9 protein-coding genes are annotated in these 23396 nt (G+C 62.4%); 8 read left to right on the forward strand and 1 reads right to left on the reverse strand.

Annotated features, from left to right (window positions below):
• Positions 1-98: 98 nt before the first annotated feature.
• The 8 genes from sufB (at position 99) to KYT97_RS03545 (ending at position 22540) form a co-directional block, all read left to right on the forward strand.
• Positions 99-1559 (forward strand): Fe-S cluster assembly protein SufB, encoded by a 1461-nt coding sequence (gene sufB, locus KYT97_RS03510; protein ID WP_033232102.1) that lies wholly within the window; start codon positions 99-101, stop codon positions 1557-1559.
• The gene (gene sufD, locus KYT97_RS03515) at positions 1559-2779 is read left to right on the forward strand and encodes a Fe-S cluster assembly protein SufD (protein WP_141485766.1); all 1221 of its coding nucleotides are present in this window, start codon (positions 1559-1561) and stop codon (positions 2777-2779) included. Before sufB ends, sufD begins: the two co-directional genes overlap by 1 nt.
• A 33-nt stretch (positions 2780-2812) precedes the next feature.
• Entirely contained in the window at positions 2813-3628 is an 816-nt protein-coding gene (gene sufC / locus KYT97_RS03520; protein WP_033232100.1) for a Fe-S cluster assembly ATPase SufC, read from the forward strand.
• Positions 3629-3633: 5 nt separating this feature from the next.
• Positions 3634-4899, forward strand: coding sequence for a cysteine desulfurase (locus KYT97_RS03525; protein WP_219111765.1), 1266 nt, complete (start codon positions 3634-3636; stop codon positions 4897-4899).
• A 3-nt stretch (positions 4900-4902) separates the two neighbouring features.
• Positions 4903-5406 carry a Fe-S cluster assembly sulfur transfer protein SufU gene (gene sufU / locus KYT97_RS03530; protein ID WP_033232098.1) on the forward strand — a complete coding sequence of 168 codons (504 nt, stop codon included), beginning with the start codon at positions 4903-4905 and terminating at the stop codon, positions 5404-5406.
• A complete protein-coding gene (locus KYT97_RS03535; protein ID WP_033232097.1) occupies positions 5403-5825 on the forward strand; it encodes a metal-sulfur cluster assembly factor in 423 nt (140 codons plus the stop codon). The genes sufU and KYT97_RS03535 overlap by 4 nt, the downstream gene beginning before the upstream one ends.
• 150 nt (positions 5826-5975) lie before the next feature.
• Positions 5976-8060, forward strand: a complete 2085-nt coding sequence (locus KYT97_RS03540) for a condensation domain-containing protein (RefSeq protein WP_219111766.1) — start codon at positions 5976-5978, stop codon at positions 8058-8060.
• Positions 8061-8353: 293 nt separating this feature from the next.
• Positions 8354-22540 (forward strand): non-ribosomal peptide synthetase, encoded by a 14187-nt coding sequence (locus tag KYT97_RS03545; RefSeq protein WP_245006005.1) that lies wholly within the window; start codon positions 8354-8356, stop codon positions 22538-22540.
• Between the two features lie 4 nt (positions 22541-22544).
• Here the strand turns inward: KYT97_RS03545 and ku are convergent, their stop codons facing one another.
• On the reverse strand, positions 22545-23363 hold the full coding sequence (gene ku / locus KYT97_RS03550) for a non-homologous end joining protein Ku (protein ID WP_172935502.1): 819 nt from the start codon (positions 23361-23363) through the stop codon (positions 22545-22547).
• Positions 23364-23396 lie beyond the last annotated feature (33 nt).

Consider the following 23396-nt stretch of genomic DNA (forward strand, 5'->3'; position numbering starts at 1 on the left):
TCGCTAGTTCTTCACAGTCAGAAATGTTCCTCGCGTCGAATTCAGCCCTCGTCGCTGCGGAGCAGCCGTCAAGTAACAAGACTCCGGAAGGAGCTCGCATGACCGTCACATCAGACCAGGCGACTACCACTGCAGCTGCAGGCACCGAGCCGCTATCGCAGGAAGAGGCCATCGCGTCCCTCGGTCACTACGGCTACGGCTGGTCCGATTCCGACGTAGCCGGAGCCAGCGCACAGCGCGGACTCTCCGAGGCTGTCGTGCGGGATATTTCCGCGAAGAAGAGCGAGCCGGAGTGGATGCTCGACATCCGCCTCAAGGCTTTGCGTACCTTCGACAAGAAGCCGATGCCGAACTGGGGCAGCGACCTCGAAGGTATCCACTTCGACAACATCAAGTACTTCGTCCGGTCCAGCGAGAAGCAGGCCGAGTCGTGGGAAGACCTGCCCGAGGACATCAAGAACACGTACGACAAGCTCGGCATCCCCGAGGCGGAGAAGCAGCGCCTTGTTGCCGGTGTTGCCGCTCAGTACGAGTCCGAGGTCGTCTACCACTCGATCCGTGAGGATCTCGAGCAGCAGGGCGTCATCTTCCTCGACACCGACACCGGTCTCAAGCAGCACCCGGAGCTGTTCAAGGAGTACTTCGGATCGGTCATCCCGGCCGGCGACAACAAGTTCTCCGCGCTGAACACCGCGGTGTGGTCCGGTGGCTCGTTCATCTACGTCCCGCCGGGAGTCCACGTGGACATCCCGCTGCAGGCGTACTTCCGCATCAACACCGAGAACATGGGTCAGTTCGAGCGCACCCTGATCATCGTCGACGAGAACGCCTCCGTGCACTACGTCGAAGGTTGCACCGCGCCGATCTACAAGTCCGATTCACTGCACTCGGCAGTTGTCGAGATCATCGTGAAGAAGGGCGGCCACTGCCGCTACACAACCATCCAGAACTGGTCCAACAACGTCTACAACCTGGTCACCAAGCGCACCAAGGTCGAAGCCGGCGGATCCATGGAGTGGATCGACGGCAACATCGGTTCCAAGGTCACCATGAAGTACCCGGCCGTATGGCTGATGGGCGAATACGCCCGCGGTGAAGTTCTCTCCGTCGCATTCTCGGGCGAGGGACAGCACCAGGACACCGGCGCCAAGATGCTCCACCTGGCTCCGCACACGTCGTCCACCATCATCAGCAAGTCCGTCGCCCGTGGCGGTGGACGCGCGTCGTACCGCGGTCTGGTGCAGGTCAACAAGGGTGCCCACGGTTCCAAGTCGACCGTCAAGTGTGACGCTCTACTGGTCGACCAGATCAGCCGCAGCGACACTTACCCGTACGTCGACATCCGCGAGGACGACGTCACGATGGGCCACGAGGCCACTGTTTCCAAGGTCAGCGACGATCAGCTCTTCTACCTGATGAGCCGTGGTCTGACCGAGGACGAGGCCATGGCCACCATCGTCCGTGGATTCGTCGAGCCCATCGCGAAGGAACTCCCGATGGAGTACGCGCTCGAGCTCAACCGCCTTATCGAACTTCAGATGGAAGGGGCTGTGGGTTAGTGACCACGCCAGAGACCGGTGTCATCGGAGCTGTAGTCGGGGAGAACCCGACCGCTCCTGTAAAGGGTGCAGCCACAGGCTCACCCATCACGAACAAGGGTGAGCAGTTCTCCTCGTTCGACGTCAATGCATTCGAGGTTCCCGGCGGACGTGACGAGATCTGGCGGTTCACCCCGCTGCGTCGTCTGCGCGGATTGCACGACGGCAGTGCTGTTGCCAACGCTCAGATCACGGTCGACGTCGAGGCCGGTAGCGATGTCACCGTCGAGACTGTCGGCCGCGACGACGAGCGCCTCGGCAAGGCCGGCGTCCCTGCCGATCGCATTGCAGCGCAGGCATACTCGAGCTTCGAGTCAGCGACGGTCATCTCGGTTGGAGCCGAGGTCGAGGTCGAGAAGCCCGTCGTCGTCACGATGACAGGCGCAGGCGCCGACACAGTTGCCTACGGCCACACCCAGATTCGTCTGGCACAGTTCGCCAAGGCGACCGTTGTCCTCGATCAGCGCGGCAGCGGAACCTTCGCGGAGAACGTCGAATTCGTTCTCGGCGACAGTGCGCACCTGACCGTCGTCGCAGTTCAGGATTGGGCCGAGGATGCCGTGCACGTCACGTCGCATCACGCTCGCCTCAGCCGCGATGCAGTTCTTCGCCACACGGCGATCAGCCTCGGCGGCGACCTCGTTCGTCTCTCGGCAACGGTGAAGTACGACGGACCAGGCGGCGACGCCGAACTGCTCGGTGTGTACTTCGCTGACGACGGACAGCACTTGGAACAGCGTCTGCTCGTGGATCACAGCCAGCCCAACTGCAAGTCCAACGTGGTCTACAAGGGCGCGCTGCAGGGCGATCCGAATTCGAGCAAGCCTGATGCGCACACCGTGTGGATCGGCGACGTTCTGATTCGTGCGGCAGCCGAGGGAACCGACACCTTCGAACTCAACCGCAACCTCGTCCTCACCGATGGTGCACGCGCCGACTCGGTGCCGAACCTCGAGATCGAGACCGGCGAGATCGTCGGAGCCGGACACGCCAGCGCTACGGGTCGTTTCGACGACGAGCAGTTGTTCTACCTGCGCGCCCGCGGCATCCCGGAGGATCAGGCACGTCGCCTGGTCGTACGTGGGTTCTTCCACGAGATCATCAACAAGATCGCTGTTCCCGAGGTGCGCGATCGCCTCGAAGCCGCAGTCGAAGCCGAACTCGCAGCAGTCGGCTCCTGACCGCCCCGATACTTCTCATCTTGAAGGAATTTCATGTCTACCAGTGACAACAGCACCACACCGGCCACCTCGGTCCTCGAGGTTCGTGACCTGCACGTCGAGGTTGCCAACAGCGACGCCAACGCCGAACCCATCCAGATCCTCAAAGGTGTCGACCTGACGGTCCGCTCCGGCGAGACGCACGCGATCATGGGCCCCAACGGCTCGGGCAAGTCGACGCTGTCGTACGCCATCGCGGGTCACCCCAAGTACCAGGTCACTTCCGGTTCCATCACCCTCAACGGTGAGAACGTCCTCGAGATGAGCGTCGACGAGCGCGCTCGCGCCGGACTGTTCCTGGCGATGCAGTACCCCGTCGAGGTTCCCGGCGTCTCCATGTCCAACTTCCTGCGCACCGCCGCTACCGCAGTGCGTGGCGAGGCTCCCAAGCTTCGCCACTGGGTCAAGGAAGTGAAGGAAGCTCTCAACGAGCTCGAGATCGATCCCGCGTTCATCGAGCGTTCGGTGAACGAAGGTTTCTCCGGTGGCGAGAAGAAGCGCCACGAGATCCTTCAGCTGGGCATGCTCAAGCCGAAGATCGCGATCCTCGACGAGACCGACTCCGGTCTCGACGTCGACGCGCTGCGCACCGTTTCCGAGGGCGTCAACCGCTACAAGGAGCGCGAGAACGGCGGCGTTCTGCTGATCACGCACTACACGCGCATCCTGCGCTACATCGCTCCCGATTTCGTGCACGTCTTTGTCGGTGGCCGCATCGTCGAGTCCGGCGGACCGGAATTGGCCGATGAGCTCGAGACCAACGGCTACGTTCGTTTCACAGCGGACGCTTCAGCAACCCAGGGAGCATAAGCGCGATGACCACCTCGGTGCGCGAGCTCGACGTCACCAGGATTCGGGAAGATTTCCCTATCCTGGGACGTACGGTGCGCGACGGAAAACCTTTGGTGTACTTGGATTCCGGTGCCACGTCGCAACGGCCACTCCAAGTTCTAGACGCCGAGCGGGAATTTCTCACCACGTGCAACGCAGCGGTTCACCGGGGTGCTCATCAGCTGGCCGAAGAGGCTACCGACGCCTACGAGGACGCGCGAGCTTTGATCGCGGAGTTCGTCGGGGCTGATTCCGACGAACTCGTCTTCACCAAGAACGCCACCGAAGCGCTGAACCTGGTGACATACGTTCTCGGTGACGACCGCTTCGATCGGCACGTCGGTCCTGGCGACGAGATCGTCATCACCGAACTCGAGCATCACGCCAATCTTGTTCCGTGGCAGGAACTTGCGCGGCGTACCGGCGCTACGTTGAAGTGGTACGCGGTCACGGACGACGGCCGGATCGATCTCGATTCGCTCGAATTGACCGACGCCGTCAAGGTTGTTGCCTTCACTCATCAGTCCAACGTGACAGGCGCGATCGCGCCCGTCGAGGAATTGGTTCGGCGGGCCCGCGCGGTCGGCGCTCTGGTGGTTCTCGATGCGTGCCAGTCGGTTCCGCACATGGCAGTCGACTTCCATGCACTCGATGTCGACTACGCGGCATTCTCGGGTCACAAGATGCTCGGCCCCACCGGTATCGGTGTTCTGTACGGCAAGGCCGACCTGTTGGCAGCGATGCCTCCGTTCATCACGGGCGGATCGATGATCGAAACCGTCACGATGGAAGCCAGCACGTACGCGCCGGCGCCACAGCGGTTCGAGGCAGGCACGCAGATGGTCTCGCAGGTAGTCGGTCTCGGTGCTGCGGTGCGCTATCTCAGCGATGTCGGAATGGATGCGATTGCCGCACACGAGCATGCGCTGATCGAAGCCGCACTCGCGAAGCTCTCGACAATCGACGGCCTACGCATCGTGGGTCCGCAGACCGCTGAAAATCGCGGCGGCGCAATCTCGTTTGTCGTCGACGGCATCCATGCCCACGATCTCGGTCAGATTCTCGACGACGAGGGTGTAGCCATCCGCGTCGGACACCACTGCGCCTGGCCACTGCACCGCCGCCTCGGGGTCGCGGCTACGGCCCGTGCGTCGTTTGCCCTCTACAACACCGCTGAGGAAATCGACGTGCTGGTTGCGGCGATCAAGCGTGCCCAGGAATTTTTCGGTGTTGCAGGGGAGTTGAACTGAATCATGCGTATGGAGCAGATGTATCAGGAAGTGATCCTCGATCACTACAAACATCCGCACGGCCGCGGCCTTCGTGAGCCGTTCGGCGCCGAGGTTCATCACGTCAACCCGACCTGTGGCGACGAAGTAACACTGCGCGTGCACATCGCGGACGACGACACCGTCGCTGACGTGTCGTACGACGGTCAGGGCTGTTCGATCAGCCAGGCGTCGACGTCGGTGCTCAACGACCTTGTCATCGGCATGAAGGTCACGGATGCGCTCGAGACCGTGGCAGCTTTCAACGAGATGGTCAGCAGTCGCGGCAAGATCGAGGGCGACGAAGACGTTCTCGGTGACGGCATTGCCTTTGTGGGAGTTTCGAAGTACCCGGCACGTGTGAAGTGCGCGTTGCTCGGATGGATGGCGTTCAAGGATGCAGTTGTCCAGATTGTTGACGGTGGTGCCGTGAATGCTCGAGACAACAGCAGTGATTTGGTCGACACGACTAGAGGACAGGGATCATGACCGAGACACAAGCAACACAGGAGTCCGAGGCCACCGCTCCGGTGAACCCCAATCCCGATTCCACTGCGGAATTCGGTGGCGCGCAGGGTTCCGGAACACTGCCCTCACCGGAACGACTCGACGAACTCGAAGAAGCCATGCGCGACGTTGTCGACCCCGAACTGGGAATCAATGTCGTCGACCTCGGTCTTGTGTACGGGATCTTCGAGGACGACGGCGTTGTCACGATCGACATGACGCTGACGTCGGCGGCGTGCCCGCTGACCGATGTGATCGAGGATCAGGCTCGCGGCGCGTTGGTTCGCAGCGACCTGTGTACCGACATGAAGATCAACTGGGTGTGGCTGCCGCCGTGGGGCCCGGACAAGATCACCGAAGACGGACGCGAACAGCTTCGAGCTTTGGGTTTCACAGTCTGATCCACTGATGCTTTTCCCCTCTGACGCCGGTACCTGACCAAGGTGCCGGCGTTAGGCGTTATGTCCGGTAACGGAGTTATGTGTTCGCGCGATCTTTACCAGCGAAGGCATTTTGCCGTTTTCGTACCGTACATCCCAAGGGAGATCCGCGTGAAAGGCAGCTCCGATAGACACCGTGCTCTCGGAACCTCGCGCGATCGCCGGTCATCTCGTCAGGGTCAACTCACGCTTCTTTCGCCGCAGCAGCAGGAACTTCTCGAGGCGCAGCATTCTCGGCCCGACGTTCCACTGACGGTCAGCCACTACGTGGACGTCGCAGGAAAACTGGACGTCGACACGCTGAAAGCTGCTAGTTCACTCGCCAGCCGTGAATTCGGATGCCGATCACTGCTACCGGCGCAGGGTGTTGTCATGAGTCATGGTGGCAAGCTGGGCGCGAATTCGTTCGACGTAGTAGATCTCCGAACCGAATCGGATCCACACACCGTGGCCCGGAACTGGATGCAGCGCGAATCGGCTCGGCCGATGGACCCGTCGACCGAGCAACTGGCACAGTGGGCCATTCTCGTTCTGGGTGACGAGCACTGCATTTGGTACGCCCGAGTGCATCGCATCGCGCTCGATGTTGCGGGCTGCCGGTCGATGATGATTCGAGCGGCCGAGATCTACACCGCGGCCGTGCGGAACACGGCTCCGGATTCGCCATATTCGCCTCGTACGGCAGTCGACACCGAGGTCGGCTACCGTGTGTCGAAACGCTGGATCCAGGATCAGAAGTATTGGGACGCAACGCTTGCGGGTGCGCCGACCCGAACGTCGCTGGCGGCTGAAACCGCGACGGCTGTGGCATTGCCCAACGTCCGAACCGGAACTGTGCCGCGACATGTCATCGCCTCTCTCGAAGGCATCGCCGAAGCGGAGAGCGTGAGCCTGTCCACGGTGCTCATTGCGACGTTTGCCGTGTATCTCGGGCGCATGACGGGTTCTCGTGATGTAGTTCTTCGAATTCCGACGCCGGCGCCGACTTCGTCGAGTGCGCGGGTGGCCGGCGCAAGCGCGTCGAATATCGTGCCGTTGCGCGTCATGCTCGATCCGCATTGCCGAATTGGTGAATTGGTGCAGGCAGTCAAAGTCGAATTGGTGGGTGCGATTCGGCACCGCCGCTACCGCGACCAGCAACCGCTTCGCGCACCGGTTCTGGCATTGAATCTGTTTCCATCTGGAATCACTCTTGGCGACGCGCGGGGTGTGCTGCATCTAGAGTCTGTGGGCCCCGTCGAAGATTTGGAGGTTACGCTCCAGTCGCACTCCGAAACGAGCGGCATTCAGGTCGATTTTGCAGCGCATCCTGATCTGTATTCGGAGGAAATCCTCACCGAGCACCATCGCAGTTTTTGTGAACTTCTTGCCTTGATCGGTTCCAGCGACGCGGCGACCCTCGTGGCGGATGTCGATCCGCGAGCTGACACGACACCGGATTCAGCGGGGTTGCAGGCCCGTAACTTGGAGTATTGGCGTGAGGCGTTGTCGACACCCGCCCCGACGTTGGGTTTGCTTCCTATGCTCGCAGGTGAGCGTTCCTCGGCGCCGGTCGTCATCTCCCCACAGCTGTATCGACGGCTCGAATCGCTGGCAGCATCGATGTGCACCAGCATGTTCGTGGTGTACCACGCGGCCGTCGCAGGATTGCTGCGTCGACGAGGTTCAGCCTCGGAGGTCTCGATCGGGGTCCCGCTTCGAGGGTATGGTGCGCCGCACCCGGACAACTTTGCCTCGATGTACGCCCATCACGTCGTACTTCGTTTGACCATCGACACCGCGGAGAGTTTGACCCGGTTGATCGAGCGGACCGACGATGCAGTTGTCGACGCGCTGATCCACGCGGATATCCGGTTGTCCGCGGTGGCGGCTGCGCTGGGCGAGCGTCGTTCACTCGACTACGGTCCGCTGTTCAGGACACTGGTATTTGCGCAATCGCCGATGGACACGCATCCACGGTTCCGGGCCGTGATGGGCGGGGTGCCAGTCGGATTCGAACTTGCCGACATGCCAGAACTGTACATCTCGCTACCGAGTCAGGCGGGTAGTTCCCGAGCCGTCGGCTACGTGAACTGCATTGCTCCGCCGACAGAGGCCCGTGATCTTGCATTCCGGTTTCAGCGGATACTTCGCGCCATGGTCGATGATTCTCGACTGACGCTCGAGGCCGTGGATCTGGCGCACAAAGACCTGTGACGTTTGGTGCCCTATGGTGAGGGTATCTGACCCGCCAGTTTGTTTACCGCGGGACTTTTCGCCATTATATGCAGGACGATAGTCCTGTTTTGCCGCATTTGTGATCCGCTCTCATATCTGTGTGGTAACGCCGCGACGGATAGTCACGATGAGATCTCAAGTGGGCAATTTGTCAGCTTTCGGCATTTGCTCCTTTCTTGGCTCGGCCTATTGACTGGTGCGTTTTTGCTCGTGTGTCACGACTATTTCGTTCAAGGGAGATCCGTGTGGAAGGTAGCCCCAATCGAGGAAGAATGTCCGACACTTTCCCGCTGTCCCCTTCACAACTTTCCTTACTTGTCGCGCAACAGCTGAGGCCCGAAATTCCGGTCACCATTGCGCAGTACGTCGATGTGGACGGACCGTTGGACATTGCCGTACTGACCGCGGCGAGTAAGCAAACCGGACGTGAGATCGGATCGGGGTATCTCCGATTGGTCGAGGTGGACGGCACGCCACGGCAATGGCTCGACGTGAACCTGGATGACCGGCTGGACGTGGTGGACCTGCGCGGAGAGTCGGAGCCTGAAGCGGCAGCCCAGGATTGGATGCACCGCGAACACACCACCCCCATGGATCCCTTCGTCGATCGTCTGGTGCGGATGGCAGTTCTCGTGCTTGCGGAGGACCGTTACTACTGGTACAGCCGCATTCATCACGTGGCTCTCGACGGGTTCGGCGCGATGTCGATGATGAATCGCACAGCCGAGATCTACACCGCATCCGTTCGGAACGAACCGGTTCCCGACCAGGAAACAGCGTCGCTCCCCGCACTGGTCCAGTCCGAATCCGACTACCTGGGTTCGACGCGATGGAACCGCGATCGGGAGTACTGGAACACGAAGATGGCTGATCAGCCGTCCGGGACGTCACTTGCACGCAATACGGCGCCAGCGCAGTCGTGGGCCCGGATCCGATCGGCAACTGTGCCTGCGGCGCTGCGAAACACCATCGCAATCGTCGCGGACGCTCATGACGTCACAACCGCGTCAGTAGTGATCGGAGCCTTGGCCGCGTTCCTGGCCCGCACGATCGGCACCAGAGATGTGGTCCTGAGTCTGCCCGTGTCCGGACGCACGACAAAGGCTGCCAGACGGTCCGGCGGAATGATGTCGAACGTTGTACCGCTGCGGGCGACGATCGACCCGAACTACTGCGTCGGTGACGTGCTCCGCGAGGTGAAACTGGAACTCACCGGCGCGTTGCGTCATCAGAAGTATCGACACGAGGATCTGCGACGAGATCTCAACGCGGGTACTGGGGCCATTGCCGATGGTCGAGGATTTCACGGACCACTGATCAATCTGATGCTGTTTCATTCCGGCATTACTCTTGGCGCCGCCGCCGGTGAACTCCGGGTGATCTCGACGGGCCCGGTGGAGGATCTATCGGTCAACGTCTACCAGCCGTCCACCACCGACATCCAGATCGATTTTGCGGCCAACCCGGATCTCTATACCGACGAGACCCTCACCGCCCACCATTGTGGGTTCCTCGATTTCCTCGAATTGTTCTGCGCCGCTGGTCCTGATACCCGATTGTCGGATATAGATTTTCACGGGGCACGGAGCTGGGTCGACAATGTTCGCCATTCGCAAAATATCGAATACTGGGCGCGGAAACTTTCGACACCTGCAGAAGAACTGGGGCTGCCGGTGTCGGCGGACGGGATTCGATCTCAGGCGCCCGTCGCGATCGAATCCGATGTGTTCCGGTGTCTCGAGTCGATGGCCGCGGCGACGGATACGAGTGTGTTCGTGCTGCTGCAGTCCGCGATGGTTGGCCTGCTACGACGCCACGGCTCGGCCGAAGAAGTGTCAATCGGGGTATCGGTGCGTGGATACGGTTCGCCGAGTCCCGACGATTTTGTATCGATGTTCGCCAATCAATTAGTCCTGAGAACCGAAGCGTCGACCTCCGCGACGCTCGCGGAATTGGTCGAGATCGTGGATGGCGTCGCTGTCGAAGCATTCGATCGTGCGGACACCCTTCTGACATCGGTGACCGCAGCCCTCGGGGCCGGTCGCACAGTGCAGAACGGACCTTTGTTCCGGGCGATGCTCTGTTTCGACGAAGCACTCGACGCGCACCCACGGTTTCCCGGGCTGATAGTAGGGGTGCCCATCGGGTCCGACATCGCCACCGACCCGGACCTTGTTGTCTCGCTGACGGTCCCGGCTGGCAGTGACGGCAGCGGCGACCGGACTGTCACCGGGGTTGTGGACTGGCTCGGTTCGCAGCGAGCTGCCGAGGATCTCGCAGACCGCTTCAACCGAATCCTGACCGCGCTGGTGACGACACCTCGCTTGGCTTTGGGGGCTGTTGCGCTACTGCGAGCCGACGAGCGAGGTGCGCTCGTACGGCCGGTGCGGCCGCCAACTCCGGTTCGTACACTGACCGACGTCCTTGCCGGTCAAGTCCGCAACCTGCCACACGCTGTCGCGGTGGTGTGCGGCAGCGAGCGGATGTCGTACCGAGTACTGGACGAGCGATCGAACCGGTTGGCCCGCAAGCTGATCCAGGAGGGTGTTCGTTCCGAATCGCTTGTCGGCATCATGCTGACGAAATCGCTCGACATGATCGTCGCCGTAACAGCCGTGTTGAAGGCCGGCGGTGCTTATCTCCCACTCGATCGTGCGCACCCGGCTGATCGGGTGAGTTTTGTGATCGACGACGCGAAGCCGGTGTGCATCATTTCCGACGCCGAGATTTCTGGCGCGGTGGTGGTCGGGGTCGAATCCGCCGAATTCTCCGCCGACGCTCTCGGCGACCACTCGGGTTTTCACAGCGCCGACAACCTGGCCTACGTCATCTACACGTCGGGCTCGACCGGGAGGCCGAAAGGCGTCCCCGTAACTCATGCAGCGGTGATGCGACTGTTCGAGAACACACGTCGTGATTTCGGGTTCGACCACACCGATGTGTGGACGATGTTCCACTCGTTTGCCTTCGACTTCTCGGTGTGGGAATTGTGGGGAGCGCTTCTGAACGGCGGAACGCTGGTACTTGTCGACCACGACCTTTCGCGTGATCCCGATGCCTTCCGTGCCCTTGTCGCCGAAGAAGGCGTCACCGTGCTGAATCAGACACCGTCGGCGTTCTACCAGTACATCGAGGCGGACACGCGTGCAGTGTCTCCGACTGCGCTCCGGTACGTGATCTTCGGCGGTGAAGCACTGGACCTGCGTCGCCTCGGGCGCTGGTACGACAATCACAGCGACTCGGCACCGACTCTTGTCAACATGTACGGGATCACCGAAACGACGGTGCACGTCACTCGTCTCGAACTGGGCAGTGCACACACACGCTCAGCGGCCGGCAGCCAGATCGGTGACGCCATCGACGGGCTTCGGGTCTACCTGCTCGACGACCACCTCTCACCCGTCCCAGTGGGTGTTGCGGGGGAGATCTACGTTGCCGGCGGCCAGCTCGCTCGCGGTTACCTCGGGCGTCCGGACCTGACGGCGTGCAGGTTTGTCGCCGACCCGTTCAACGCCGGCGGAGGGCGGCTGTACCGATCCGGAGACCGGGCTCACTGGGTTGAACCCGGCCGGCTCGAGTACCTCGGCCGCGGCGACGCTCAAGTCAAGATCCGTGGTTTCCGGATCGAACTCGGTGAGATCGACGCCGTAATCCTCGCTGCGCCTGGAGTAAACGACGCCGTGACGGTGGTGGCACCCACACCGGCCGGTGATGTTCTGGTCACGTATGTGACCACAGCCGACGCCGTCGACGACCAGGCGTTGCGAATGCATGCTGCTGGAATGCTCCCGACGTACATGGTTCCCGACGCGTTCATGGTGATCGACGCAATTCCTTTGACCACCAATGGAAAACTCGACCGACGCAGCCTGCCGTCACCGATCCTGGGTTCCCAGGCTGCGTTCCGGTCACCGACTACTGCGACCGAAATTGCGGTTGCCGCTGTTCTTGCCGACATTCTTGGCAGTGGCCCACTCGGGCTCGACGACAACTTCTTCCATCTCGGCGGAAACTCATTGGCCGCGACGACGGTGGTTGCCCGGGTGGCCGAGGCAACGGGCGTGCGAATGCCCTTGCGGGCGTTGTTCGACCACCCGACTGTTTCCGGAATTTCCGCGAGCGTAGAACACGCAACTCAGACGCCGGACAGCGGCGCCCTGCGGGTTGAACCACGTCCGCAGACGCTACCGCTCGCGCCCGCACAACAGCGACTGTGGTTCCTGGGGCGAGTGGCGCCGGAGTCCGGTGCGTACAACATTCCGTTTGCGATATCGCTGCGGGGCAACGTCGACACCGCTGCGCTGCAGCAGGCTCTTCTCGACGTCGTGACTCGGCACGAATCGCTGCGCACCGTGTTTCCCCAGTGCGGCGACCAGGCAGTTCAGGAAATCCTCGATCCCGGTGACGGCTTCGAGGCGCTGGAATCCATCGGCGTCGAACGGCGCTTGCTCGACGACCGGATCTTCGAATTTGCTTCGGCCGGTTTTGATCTGGTGCGTGAATCTTCGGTGCGGTTCCTGCTGATCCAGGTTGCCGATACCGACGAATATGTCCTGGTGGTTGTCCTGCATCACATGGTGGCGGACGGTTGGTCACTTGCTCCGCTGGCCGCCGATCTCACCGGCGCCTACGCCGCTCGGGTCACCGGCCACGCTCCGATGTGGGAACCGCTAACCGTCCAGTACGCCGACTACGCCCTGTGGCATCGTCAGCACCTTGGCGAAGTCGCCGACCCGAATTCGCTTGCATCCGAACAGATTGCGTTCTGGGCTCGCCAACTCGCAGACGCACCCGAACAACTTGATCTGCCGATCGATCGTCCTCGCCCGATCGCGCCGTCGCTGCGCGGTTCGCACGTGGACTTCAGGATTGATGCGCCCGTCCATCAGAAACTGACGGCTCTGGCCGCAGACCACGGCGCCACGCCGTTCATCGCTCTGCACGGCTGCTTTGCTCTGCTACTGGCCAAGTACAGCGGTACGGACGACATTGTCGTCGGAACGCCGGTCGCGGGTCGAGGGGACAGGTCTCTGGATCCGATCGTCGGCATGTTCGTCAACACACTCGCTCTGCGGACGGTCATCGATCGCGGCATGACATTTCACGCGTACCTCGAACTGGTCAGAAGTATCGACCTCGACGCTTTCGAGAACGCAGACGTGCCATTCGACGTTGTGGTGGACGCACTGGAAATCGATCGCTCGTCGTCGCACAATCCGGTGTTCCAGGTGGCAATCACCTCGCGGATCGCGACCGCCAACACGGGAGAAATCGCCGGGATCTCGATGACGGCTCGTGCGGTCGATACCGGCCTGACCAAGTTCGATCTCGAATTGACGATCGCCGAACGACACGAAGCCGAGATCGAGGGGATTGCGCGACCAGACGGAATCGATGCCACCCTCACCTATTCCACCGACCTGTTCGACACCTCGACGATCGAAGCGATGGCCGAGAACTTCATGACGCTCGTGAAGTCCGCCGTTACCGACCCGGCAACTCGGGTTGGCGATCTTCATACGCTTCATACCGGTGAAAGCGCCGCCGTACTGCCACGACGCGGTCAGGCAGGGTTGCCCGATGCGACGCTAGCGCAGATTATCGGCGGCACGGCAGAGGCATATCCCGACCGGATTGCCGTCGACGACGGTGAGCGCGCACTGTCGTACCGCGAGCTTGACAGTGAATCCAATCGGATCGCTCGATACCTCATGGACCTGGGCGTGTGCGGCGAAGTGCCGGTAGCGCTGGCAGTTGCGCGGTCGGTCGACTCGGTTCTTGCAGTGTGGGCAGTCGCCAAATCCGGTGGAGTCTTCGTTCCCGTCGACCCGCGGTACCCGGAAGATCGCGTGGCGCACATGCTCGAGGATTCCGGAGCGCGGATCGGCATCAGATCAGTCGACGCTGCCGCAGGTGGCAGCGTTGCCGCGTGGATCGACTTTCGCGACCCAGACATCGCGGCGGAGGTCGCGGCGTATCCGGACTCTCCGATCGGCCATGACGAGCACTCCACATCGACCACACCAGCGTCTGCTGCGTACATCATCTACACGTCCGGATCGACCGGTGTGCCGAAAGGCACCGTCGTGACGCACTCCGGCCTGGCCAATCTTGCGCGGGAACAGCAGGATCGATATCGGATCACCGAGAATTCCCGGACCCTACATTTTGCGTCACCGAGCTTCGACGGTGCCGTACTCGAACTTCTGCTCGCGGGGTCCACCGGCGCGACGATGGTGATCGCGCCGGCCGACATCTACGGCGGCGAGGCGCTTGGGAAGTTCCTTCGAACGAGCGCGGTGACCCATGCCTTCGTCACACCCGCAGCACTCGCGACGGTAGATCCCGCCGGTATCTCCGACCTTGAATGTGTTGTTGTCGGCGGCGACGTCTGCACACCGGAACTCGTCGAGAGTTGGAGCCGGGGACGCCGGCTGCACAACGGGTACGGGCCCACCGAAACCACGGTGATGGTGGCGATCAGCGACCAGATCGAACCCGGTGAGTCGATCACCATCGGCGGACCCATCCGCGGTGTCGACGCCGTTGTCCTGGACTCGCGGCTGCAACCGGTGCCGGTCGGCGGCGTCGGCGAGCTGTACATCGGTGGACCAGGGTTGGCTCGCGGCTACCATCGACGTGCCGGATTGACATCGGATCGTTTTGTCGCACATCCGTATTCGCCCGACGGTGCACGGATGTACCGAACCGGAGACCTCGTTCGTTGGACCGAGGACCTCACACTTCGCTACGTGGGGCGCAGCGACCATCAACTCAAGATCCGCGGATTCCGCATCGAACTCGGTGAGATCGACGCCGCGTTGATGGAATCTCCGCTTGTACAGTTCGCAACAACAATCGCCGTCGAATCCTCCGTGGGGACCGCACTGGCGTCGTACGTGCTGTTCAGTGACGATAACCGCGACGGCGAGAACCGCGACACCGAAGCTCTGTTCGGGTTGCTCGGGGAAACCTTGCCCCGCTACATGATTCCGTCGTCCATCACCGCCATCGACGCCATACCGCTGACGCCGGTAGGAAAGCTGGACCGCCGGGCGCTACCCACGCCGCTCGCGCGTGAAATCCTCGGTACCGGGCGCGCGCCGGAGCCGGGTCTGGAGCAGGCAGTAGCGGATGTCTTTGCAGCGCTTCTGGATGTGACCGCCGTGCGAGCAACCGACAGTTTCTTCGATCTCGGTGGCAACTCGCTGATCGCCACGCAGGTCACCGCACGATTGACCGCCGCGACGGGTATCGCGGTAGAGGTGCGGTCGATCTTCGAGAACCCCACCGTCGAAGGTCTGGCACTGCGTCTCGCTTCGTGCGTCGCAGCCTCGGACGATCGCCCGGCTCTCACGGCCGTTGTCCGCCCTGATCGCGTGCCGCTTTCGGCCGCGCAACAGCGACTGTGGTTCGTCAACCGGTTCGATCCGGCATCGCCGGCTTACAACATTCCGTTCTCGATTCGGATTACCGGAAACGTGTCGGTCGACGCCCTCGAAGCGGCATTGTCCGATGTCATCGCACGTCACGAAGCACTGAGAACCGTCTATGTCGATGACGCTGACGGTCCCGTTCAGATCATTCGCGCGCGGGCCGACGTGAATTTTGCGGTGGAGCAGTGCACCGGTAGTGCCGACACCACGGTGGACGAGTTCACAGGTCGAGGTTTCGACCTGAGTGCGGACCTTCCGCTACGGGCGCTGCTGGTACGCGAAGGCCCGGACGTGCATCGTCTGGTGGTGGTTATCCACCACATTGCCTTCGACGGTTGGTCGTTGACCCCGTTTGCTGCGGAATTCGTTGCTGCGTATTCGGCTCGCGCAGTGGGGGACTCACCGGTATTTACGCCGCTGGACGTGCAGTACGCCGATTACGCACTGTGGCAGCACACCGTTCTCGGTGATGCACACGATCCGGAAAGCGTGGTTTCTCGTGAGCTGAAATTCTGGACGGCGGCAATGGCCGGCGCGCCGGACGAATTGCGCCTACCCAAGGATCGTCCACGAGGATCCGAGTCCACCACCGCGGTCGGTTCCGTCCCGGTCATCCTCGACTCCGATGCAGGCAGGCGCATCGGCGTTCTGGCCCGTGACACCGGAACAACGCAGTTCATGGTCTTGCATGCGATGTTTGCACTTGTTCTTGCACGCCTCGGCGCGACCGACGACGTGGTGATCGGAACACCGGTTGCCGGCCGTGGACGCCCCGAACTCGATGCGCTGATCGGAATGTTCGTCAACTCCTTGCCGCTGCGCACAGCGGTTGATCACCGGGCGCCGTTCACGGACCTGCTCGACGCCGTACGCGAGAGCGACCTCGCCGCATTCGAACACGCCGATCTGCCCTTCGACGTGCTGGTGGACGCACTCGACCTCGACCGGTCGACTCCGCGTCATCCGGTGTTCCAGGTCATGCTGTCGTACCACCAGAATATTGTGTCTCCGCAGGTGAGTGTGCATGGCGTCCATCTTCACGCGGAGCCACTCGAACCTGCGACAGCGAAATTCGATCTCGAACTGACGCTCGTGGCGGGTGATTCCGAGAACCCGGAGGTCACCGGCTCCCTGCGTTTCGCGCACGCTTTGTTCGACGAGGACACAGCAGCGCGGATTGCCGCGCGGTTCGAGTCGGTAGCGCGGGCCGTAATCGCCGATCCGAGTACCACGATCGCCGATATAGAACTGCTCACCGCCGACGAGCGGGCGTCGCTGATGCCGGTTCGCGGACCGGCCTGGGTCGGATCGCGCACCTTGGCGGACATCTTCACCCAGACGGCAACGGAGGCCGGACATTCGGTTGCGCTCCGATCGGGAAATGTGACCCTGCGCTACCGTGAACTCTATTCCCGCGCGTCAGCGGTCGCGCATCGGTTGACCACGGAGGGAATCGGCGCCGAAGACATTGTGGCGATTGCGATTCCGCGTTCCGTCGACTCGATTGTTTCGCTGTGGGCCGTGGCATTGACCGGTGCGGCGTTTGTTCCCGTCGATCCGCGATATCCGGCGGATCGAATCCTGCACATGCTCACCGATTCCGGAGCATCACGCGGATTGACGACAACATCTGTGCTCGAGTCGCTTCCACGATCCGTGCCGTGGTTGACAATGGATGAGATTGTCGCTGATTCGCGCGAACTGGTGGTACCAGCAGCACCTATCCGAGCCGACAACCTTGCATACATCATCTACACGTCGGGCTCGACGGGTAAACCCAAGGGCGTCAGCGTCACTCACCGCGGACTGAGTGCGCTAGCCGCAGAACAAACGCAGCGATACGGCATCTCTGCCTCCTCGCGGACCTTTCATTTTTCGTCACCGAGCTTCGACGCTTCTATCCTCGAACTACTGCTTGCCATCGATACCGGCGCCACGATGGTGATTGCATCGCCCGATGTGTACGGCGGTGAAGATCTGGCCGAGCTCATCGCCCGTGAAGGCGTCACGCACGCCTTCATCACACCAGCAGCGCTTGCCTCGGTCGATCCCGCCGGACTTGACGTGCTCCAATCGATCGTTGTCGGCGGCGAAGCATGCCCGCCCGAACTGGTGCAGCGATGGGCGCCGGGCCGTCGGTTGTTCAACGGCTACGGCCCCACTGAAACCACGGTCATGGTGTGCATCAGCGACGCGTTGGCAGTGGGGGAGCCGGTCACTATCGGCGGACCGGTCCGCGGAGTGTCGGCTGTCGTTCTCGACGGATCCGGAAATCCGGTGCCGATCGGTGTGACGGGTGAGCTCTACATCGCCGGTCTCGGACTGGCCCGCGGATACCACGATCAGCCTGCGCTGACCGCATCGCGATTTGTGGCGGCGCCATTCGGTCCCAGTGGAACTCGTATGTACCGGACCGGTGACCTGGTGCGGTGGACTGCCGGCGGAACCATCGACTACGTCGGGCGGTCCGATCATCAGGTGAAAGTTCGTGGGTTCCGCATCGAACTCGGCGAAATCGATTCGGTTCTCAGCAGCCATCCCGGCGTCGAATTTGCCGTCACGGTGGGTGTGGACGGCCCGGCCGGCGAGACGATATTGGCGTCGTACGTGGTGCTGTCGACGGAAACAGTTGCGGTGGAAGAGCTTCTGAGCCATGCGCGCCGGTCCCTGCCGGCATTCATGGTGCCATCGGCGATCACTCCGATCGGCCACGTTCCACTCACCCCCGTCGGAAAGCTGGACCGCGCCGCACTACCGGCCCCGGTGCTTGGCACGATCGAGCGAACGGTGGCGCCCCTGGTCACGGCAACCGAACTGGTGGTCGCCGACGCGTTCGGAGAACTGCTCGGTACCGAGGACATCGGCGCCCTGGACAATTTCTTCGACCTCGGCGGCAACTCACTGCTCGCGACCAGGCTGGTTGCGCGTCTCGGCGAATCACTGGGCCGCCACGTTCCGGTCCGCATGCTGTTCGAACACCCAGACATCCGAGACCTCGCAGCTGCGCTGGATTCAACGGCTTCGGTCCTGGCGCTGCCGCCGATCACTGTCAGCAAGCGCCCCGAACGAATTCCACTGTCGTACGCGCAATCACGCATCTGGTTCCTCAACCAACTCGATCCGGCCTCACCCGCGTACAACGTTCCGGCGGCAATCTCACTCGACGGCAGCCTCGACGTGCCGGCTCTCGAAGCTGCGGTGCTCGATGTGATCGAGCGTCACCAGATCTTGCGAACGGTGTTCCCCGACTCGGATACCGGGCCGCATCAGGTGGTGCAGAGCAACGTCACCGCGGTGGAATTCGAGACGGAAGGCGCCCGTGGGGCGGTGTCGATTGCCGCCGAATTTGCTTCTCGCGGCTTCGACGTCACCTCCGAAGCACCCATCCGCGCACTACTGATGGAGACCGCACCGGATCGCCACACTCTTGTCATCGTCGTGCACCACATCGCCGCTGACGGATGGTCCGTCGCGCCCTTGATGAGGGACGTGCTCACCGCTTACATTGCGCGATGCGCCGGGCATGCTCCGCACTTCACACCCCTCGACGTGCACTACGCCGACTTCGCCCTGTGGCAACGCCAGGCTCTCGGCGGCGCGGACGACCCCGATAGTGTGCTCGGCGCACAGGCGTCGTACTGGCGGGAAACCTTGCGCGGGGCACCCGAGTTGATCGATCTCCCCGTCGATCGGCCGCGCCCGCTCACTCAATCGCTGGCTGGTGCGCACGTCACCGTCGCGCTGCCGTCGCACATTCGCACCGCAGTGGAAGCCCTTGCCGGATCTAACGCAGCGACACCGTTCATGGTGTTGCACGCGGCATACGCCGTGCTGCTGTCTCGCGTGAGTCGCAGCAGCGACGTCGTGATCGGCTCGCCGGTCGCCGGACGTGGCCACCGAGTTCTCGACGATCTGGTCGGAATGTTCGTCAACACCGTCGGACTGCGCACGATTGTCGATCCCGCTGCGACCTTCGTCGACGTACTACGCACTGTTCGCGCCGTTGACCTGGATGCATTTGCCCACACGGACATTCCTTTCGAACAGGTTGTGGAGGTTGTTGCGCCGACGCGTACAACCGACCGCCATCCGTTGTTCCAGACGATGTTCTCCTTCCACGCCGCTCATCAGGTGGCGTGGAAACTGCCCGGACTGAGCGTCCGCGCGGAGGAGATCACGCCCGACGTCGCGAAGTTCGATCTGCAATTCACGGTCGTGGAACAGACAGACGCAGAGGGCGCCGGATACACCGCGTCCCTGACCTATGCAACGGATCTGCTCGACGCAGATACCGCTGCGTCGTTTGCAACGATGTTGGAGACGCTTGTCGCCGAGGTGACTGCCGATCCGACCGTCGTAGTCGGCGACGTGGACCTCCTCGGACCGAATGAGTCCAGTGCTGTGCGCGGTGACGTAGCAGGCGACCCCGCGACGTTGCCGCAGCTTCTCGCCCGAGCTGCGTCCGATCCGTTGGCTTTGGCATTGATCGATGCGGCGGGATCCGACGCTCTGACGTACGGCGAACTCGATCGCCGGTCCGACGCTCTGTGCCGCGTGCTGGTAGCGAGTGGCGCTGCCCCGGAAACGATTGTCGCGATTGCACTTCCGCGCTCCGTCGACTACGTGATCGCAGTGTGGGCTGTAGCCAAGACCGGCGCGGCGTTCCTGCCGGTAGATCCGGCGTATCCGGCCGAACGCATCGAACACATGCTTCGCGACAGCGCGGCCGTTCTCGGACTGACAGCCGGCAGTTATGTCGCCGACCTGCCGGACACATCGCGGTGGGTCACACTCGAGTCGCTCGAACTTACCGTCGGCGGCGCAGACGTGCGTCCGGTGTCGGTCGAGCTCGATCACCCGGCCTACCTGATCTACACGTCCGGTTCCACCGGAAAACCGAAGGGCGTGTTGGTCACCCACGCGGGACTGTCAGCTTTTGCGGAGGAACAACGCGAGCGATTCGGCGTGAGCGCTGATTCCCGCACCCTGAGTTTTGCGTCTCCCAGCTTCGACGCGTCGATTCTCGAACTGCTGCTTGCCGTCGGCGCAGGCGCAACCATGGTGATTGCACCCTCGACGGTGTACGGCGGCGCCGAACTGCGAGATGTGATGCAGCGCTGCGCCGTCACGCACGCGTTTGTCACCCCCGCGGCCCTGGCGACGGTTGATCCCAGCGGACTCGATCAGCTCGACGTAGTGATCGTCGGCGGCGATACGTGCTCAGCCGAGCTCGTATCCCAGTGGGCCCCACGGCGACGGATGTTCAACGCCTACGGTCCGACCGAGGCCACGGTCGCGGTCACGATCAGCGACGAGTTGAGCGTCGGGGATCCGGTGTCGATCGGTGGCCCGATCCGGGGCGTCGCCGCGCGTGTTCTCGATTCGCGCCTGCACTCGGTACCCGGGCGACTCGTCGGGGAGTTGTACGTCAACGGGGCCGGACTTGCGCGGGGGTATCTCGGTAGTCCCGCGTTGACGGCAACACGGTTTGTTGCCGACCCGCACGGCCAGGCAGGTGCGCGGATGTACCGCACCGGCGATCTGGTGCGCAGCGACCGCGGCGGTTCGTTGAACTACCTCGGACGTGGCGACCACCAGGTCAAGGTGCGTGGGTTCCGTATCGAGCTGGGAGAAATCGACACGGTCGTGGCGTCGGAACCGTCGGTCCGTGCAGCCGTCGCGGCCGTCGTGGGGGCCGGCAGCGATTCCAGGATCGTGGCGTACGTCGTCCCTGCCGTCGGCGGAAGTATCGATTCGGCAATGTTGCGCCGCCATGCCGCTCGCTTGTTGCCGACGCATATGGTGCCGTCCGCCTTCGTGACGATCGACTCGATCCCGACGTCGCCGGCAGGGAAGGTCGATCGCTCCGCGCTCCCGACCCCCACGTGGGACGACGACGGCGGCCGGAGGCCGGAGGGTTCCGCGGAGATCGCTCTGTGCGCGGCATTCGCCGACGTACTCGAACTCGACGTCGACATGGTCCATGCAGATTCGAGCTTCTTCGATCTCGGCGGAAACTCGCTGATGGCAACACGTCTGGTAGCTGCGATCGGGGTGAGGACCGGGAGCGCAGTTCCCGTGGGGTGGTTGTTCTCGGATCCGACGCCGGAGGCGCTGGCCCGCAAGCTTGCCGACGCAGACTCGTCCGAGCCGGATACATCAGCACTGTCCGAGCCGGATGCATCAGCACTGTCGGTTCTGCTGCCTATCCGAACCTCAGGGGAAGCCGAACCGCTGTTCTGCGTCCATCCCGCGATCGGCTTGGCCTGGTGCTACGGCGGGTTGGCTCAGTACGTCGATCCAGCCCGACCGTTGTACGGCCTGCAGTCGCCGATCCTCACGGACCCGGAATTCCGGGCAGAGATGATCGAAGATTTTGCGGCGAGATATGTCGCGGAGATCCGCCGAGTCCAGCCGCACGGTCCATATCACCTACTCGGATGGTCGATCGGGGGACTGATCGCGCACGCTGCTGCCGTGCAGCTGCAGGCATTGGGGGAGAGCGTTGCCGAACTGGTCCTGTTGGACAGTTTCGTGCTCGAGGATCCGTCAATGGACGGAGCGCAACCCACACTCGCGGAATTGGTCGCGGGGCTGGGGATAGCGGTCCCTGATGCGGTGGAGTTGACTCCCGCGGCTGCGGAAGTGTTACTCCGTCGCAGTATCGGGGATCATCCGTTGGCCTCCAGCAACACGATCGAGCGACTGTACGACGAGTACTGCGCCGGGGCGCACCTTGCACATCGGTATCGCCCCGGCAGATTCGTCGGTGATCTGCTGTTCTTCTCGGCACACACGGACACCTTCGACCCACTGCGCACTGCGTCGGCGTGGCGACCGTTCATAACCGGCGTGATCGTGGACCGTCCGGTCCCCACCTCACACGCGGACATGTTTACCGACGTCGGGCTGGCGGCGATCGGGCCCGCGGTGAAACTGGCCGTTGCGTCGGGTGGTGATCGAAGCACCGACGTCGACGCTGAACTCGATGCCTTGATCGACGAACAGGACATTCGGCGGTAGGTGCTCAGGCGCGCTTGCGGGTCTTGGTCTTCGACGCGTTGGATTTTGCCTCGTCGACGCTTCGTTGCAGTGCTGCCACCAGATCGACGACGTCGGCGTCCTCGCCGCCTTGTTCGACCTCGGCTGCGGGGATGACCTTCTTGCCGCCGCTCTCGATCATGTTCTCGAGCAGTTCGCGAAGCTGAAGCTGATAGTCGTCGGTGAATTCGGTCGGGTCGAAATCGCCCGCCATGCTGTCTACCAGTGTCTGCGCCATCTTGAGTTCCTTCGGCTTCGGCTTCTCTGCGCCGTCGAGCGAGGGGAACTCGGCAGCGCGAACCTCGTCCGGCCACAGCAGGGTCTGAATTACCAGGACGCCGTCCCTGGCGCGCAACGCCGCCAGACGCGTTTTCTGCCGGAGTGTGAAGTGGACAAGCGCAGTGCGATCGCTCTCCGTGAGCACCGTCGAGAGAAGGACGTATGCCTTCGGTGACGCGGAGTCCGGTTCGAGGAAGTAACTCTTCTCGAAAAGGATGGGGTCGATCTGCTCGTTCGCGACAAACTCGAGCACCGGAATTTCATGCTTTTCCGCAGCCGGCAGCTTCGTGAAATCCTCGTCGGTCAGGACAACGCGCGTCCCGTCTTCGGCGTCGTATGCTTTGTCGATATCGGCAAATTGCACAGTGTTTCCGCACTCCGAGCACACGCGGTTGTATTTGATCCGGCCGCCGTCCTTGGCGTGGACCTGGTGGAACTTGATGTCGTGATCTTCTGTTGCGGAGTACACCTTGACCGGAACATTGACCAGACCGAACGCTATCGAGCCTTTCCAAATCGATCGCATGGTTCCCATGATGGTCGCTGCAACGCAATTGCG

The sequence above is a fragment of the Rhodococcus globerulus genome, from assembly GCF_019334125.1.
Classification (GTDB): domain Bacteria; phylum Actinomycetota; class Actinomycetes; order Mycobacteriales; family Mycobacteriaceae; genus Rhodococcus_F; species Rhodococcus_F globerula.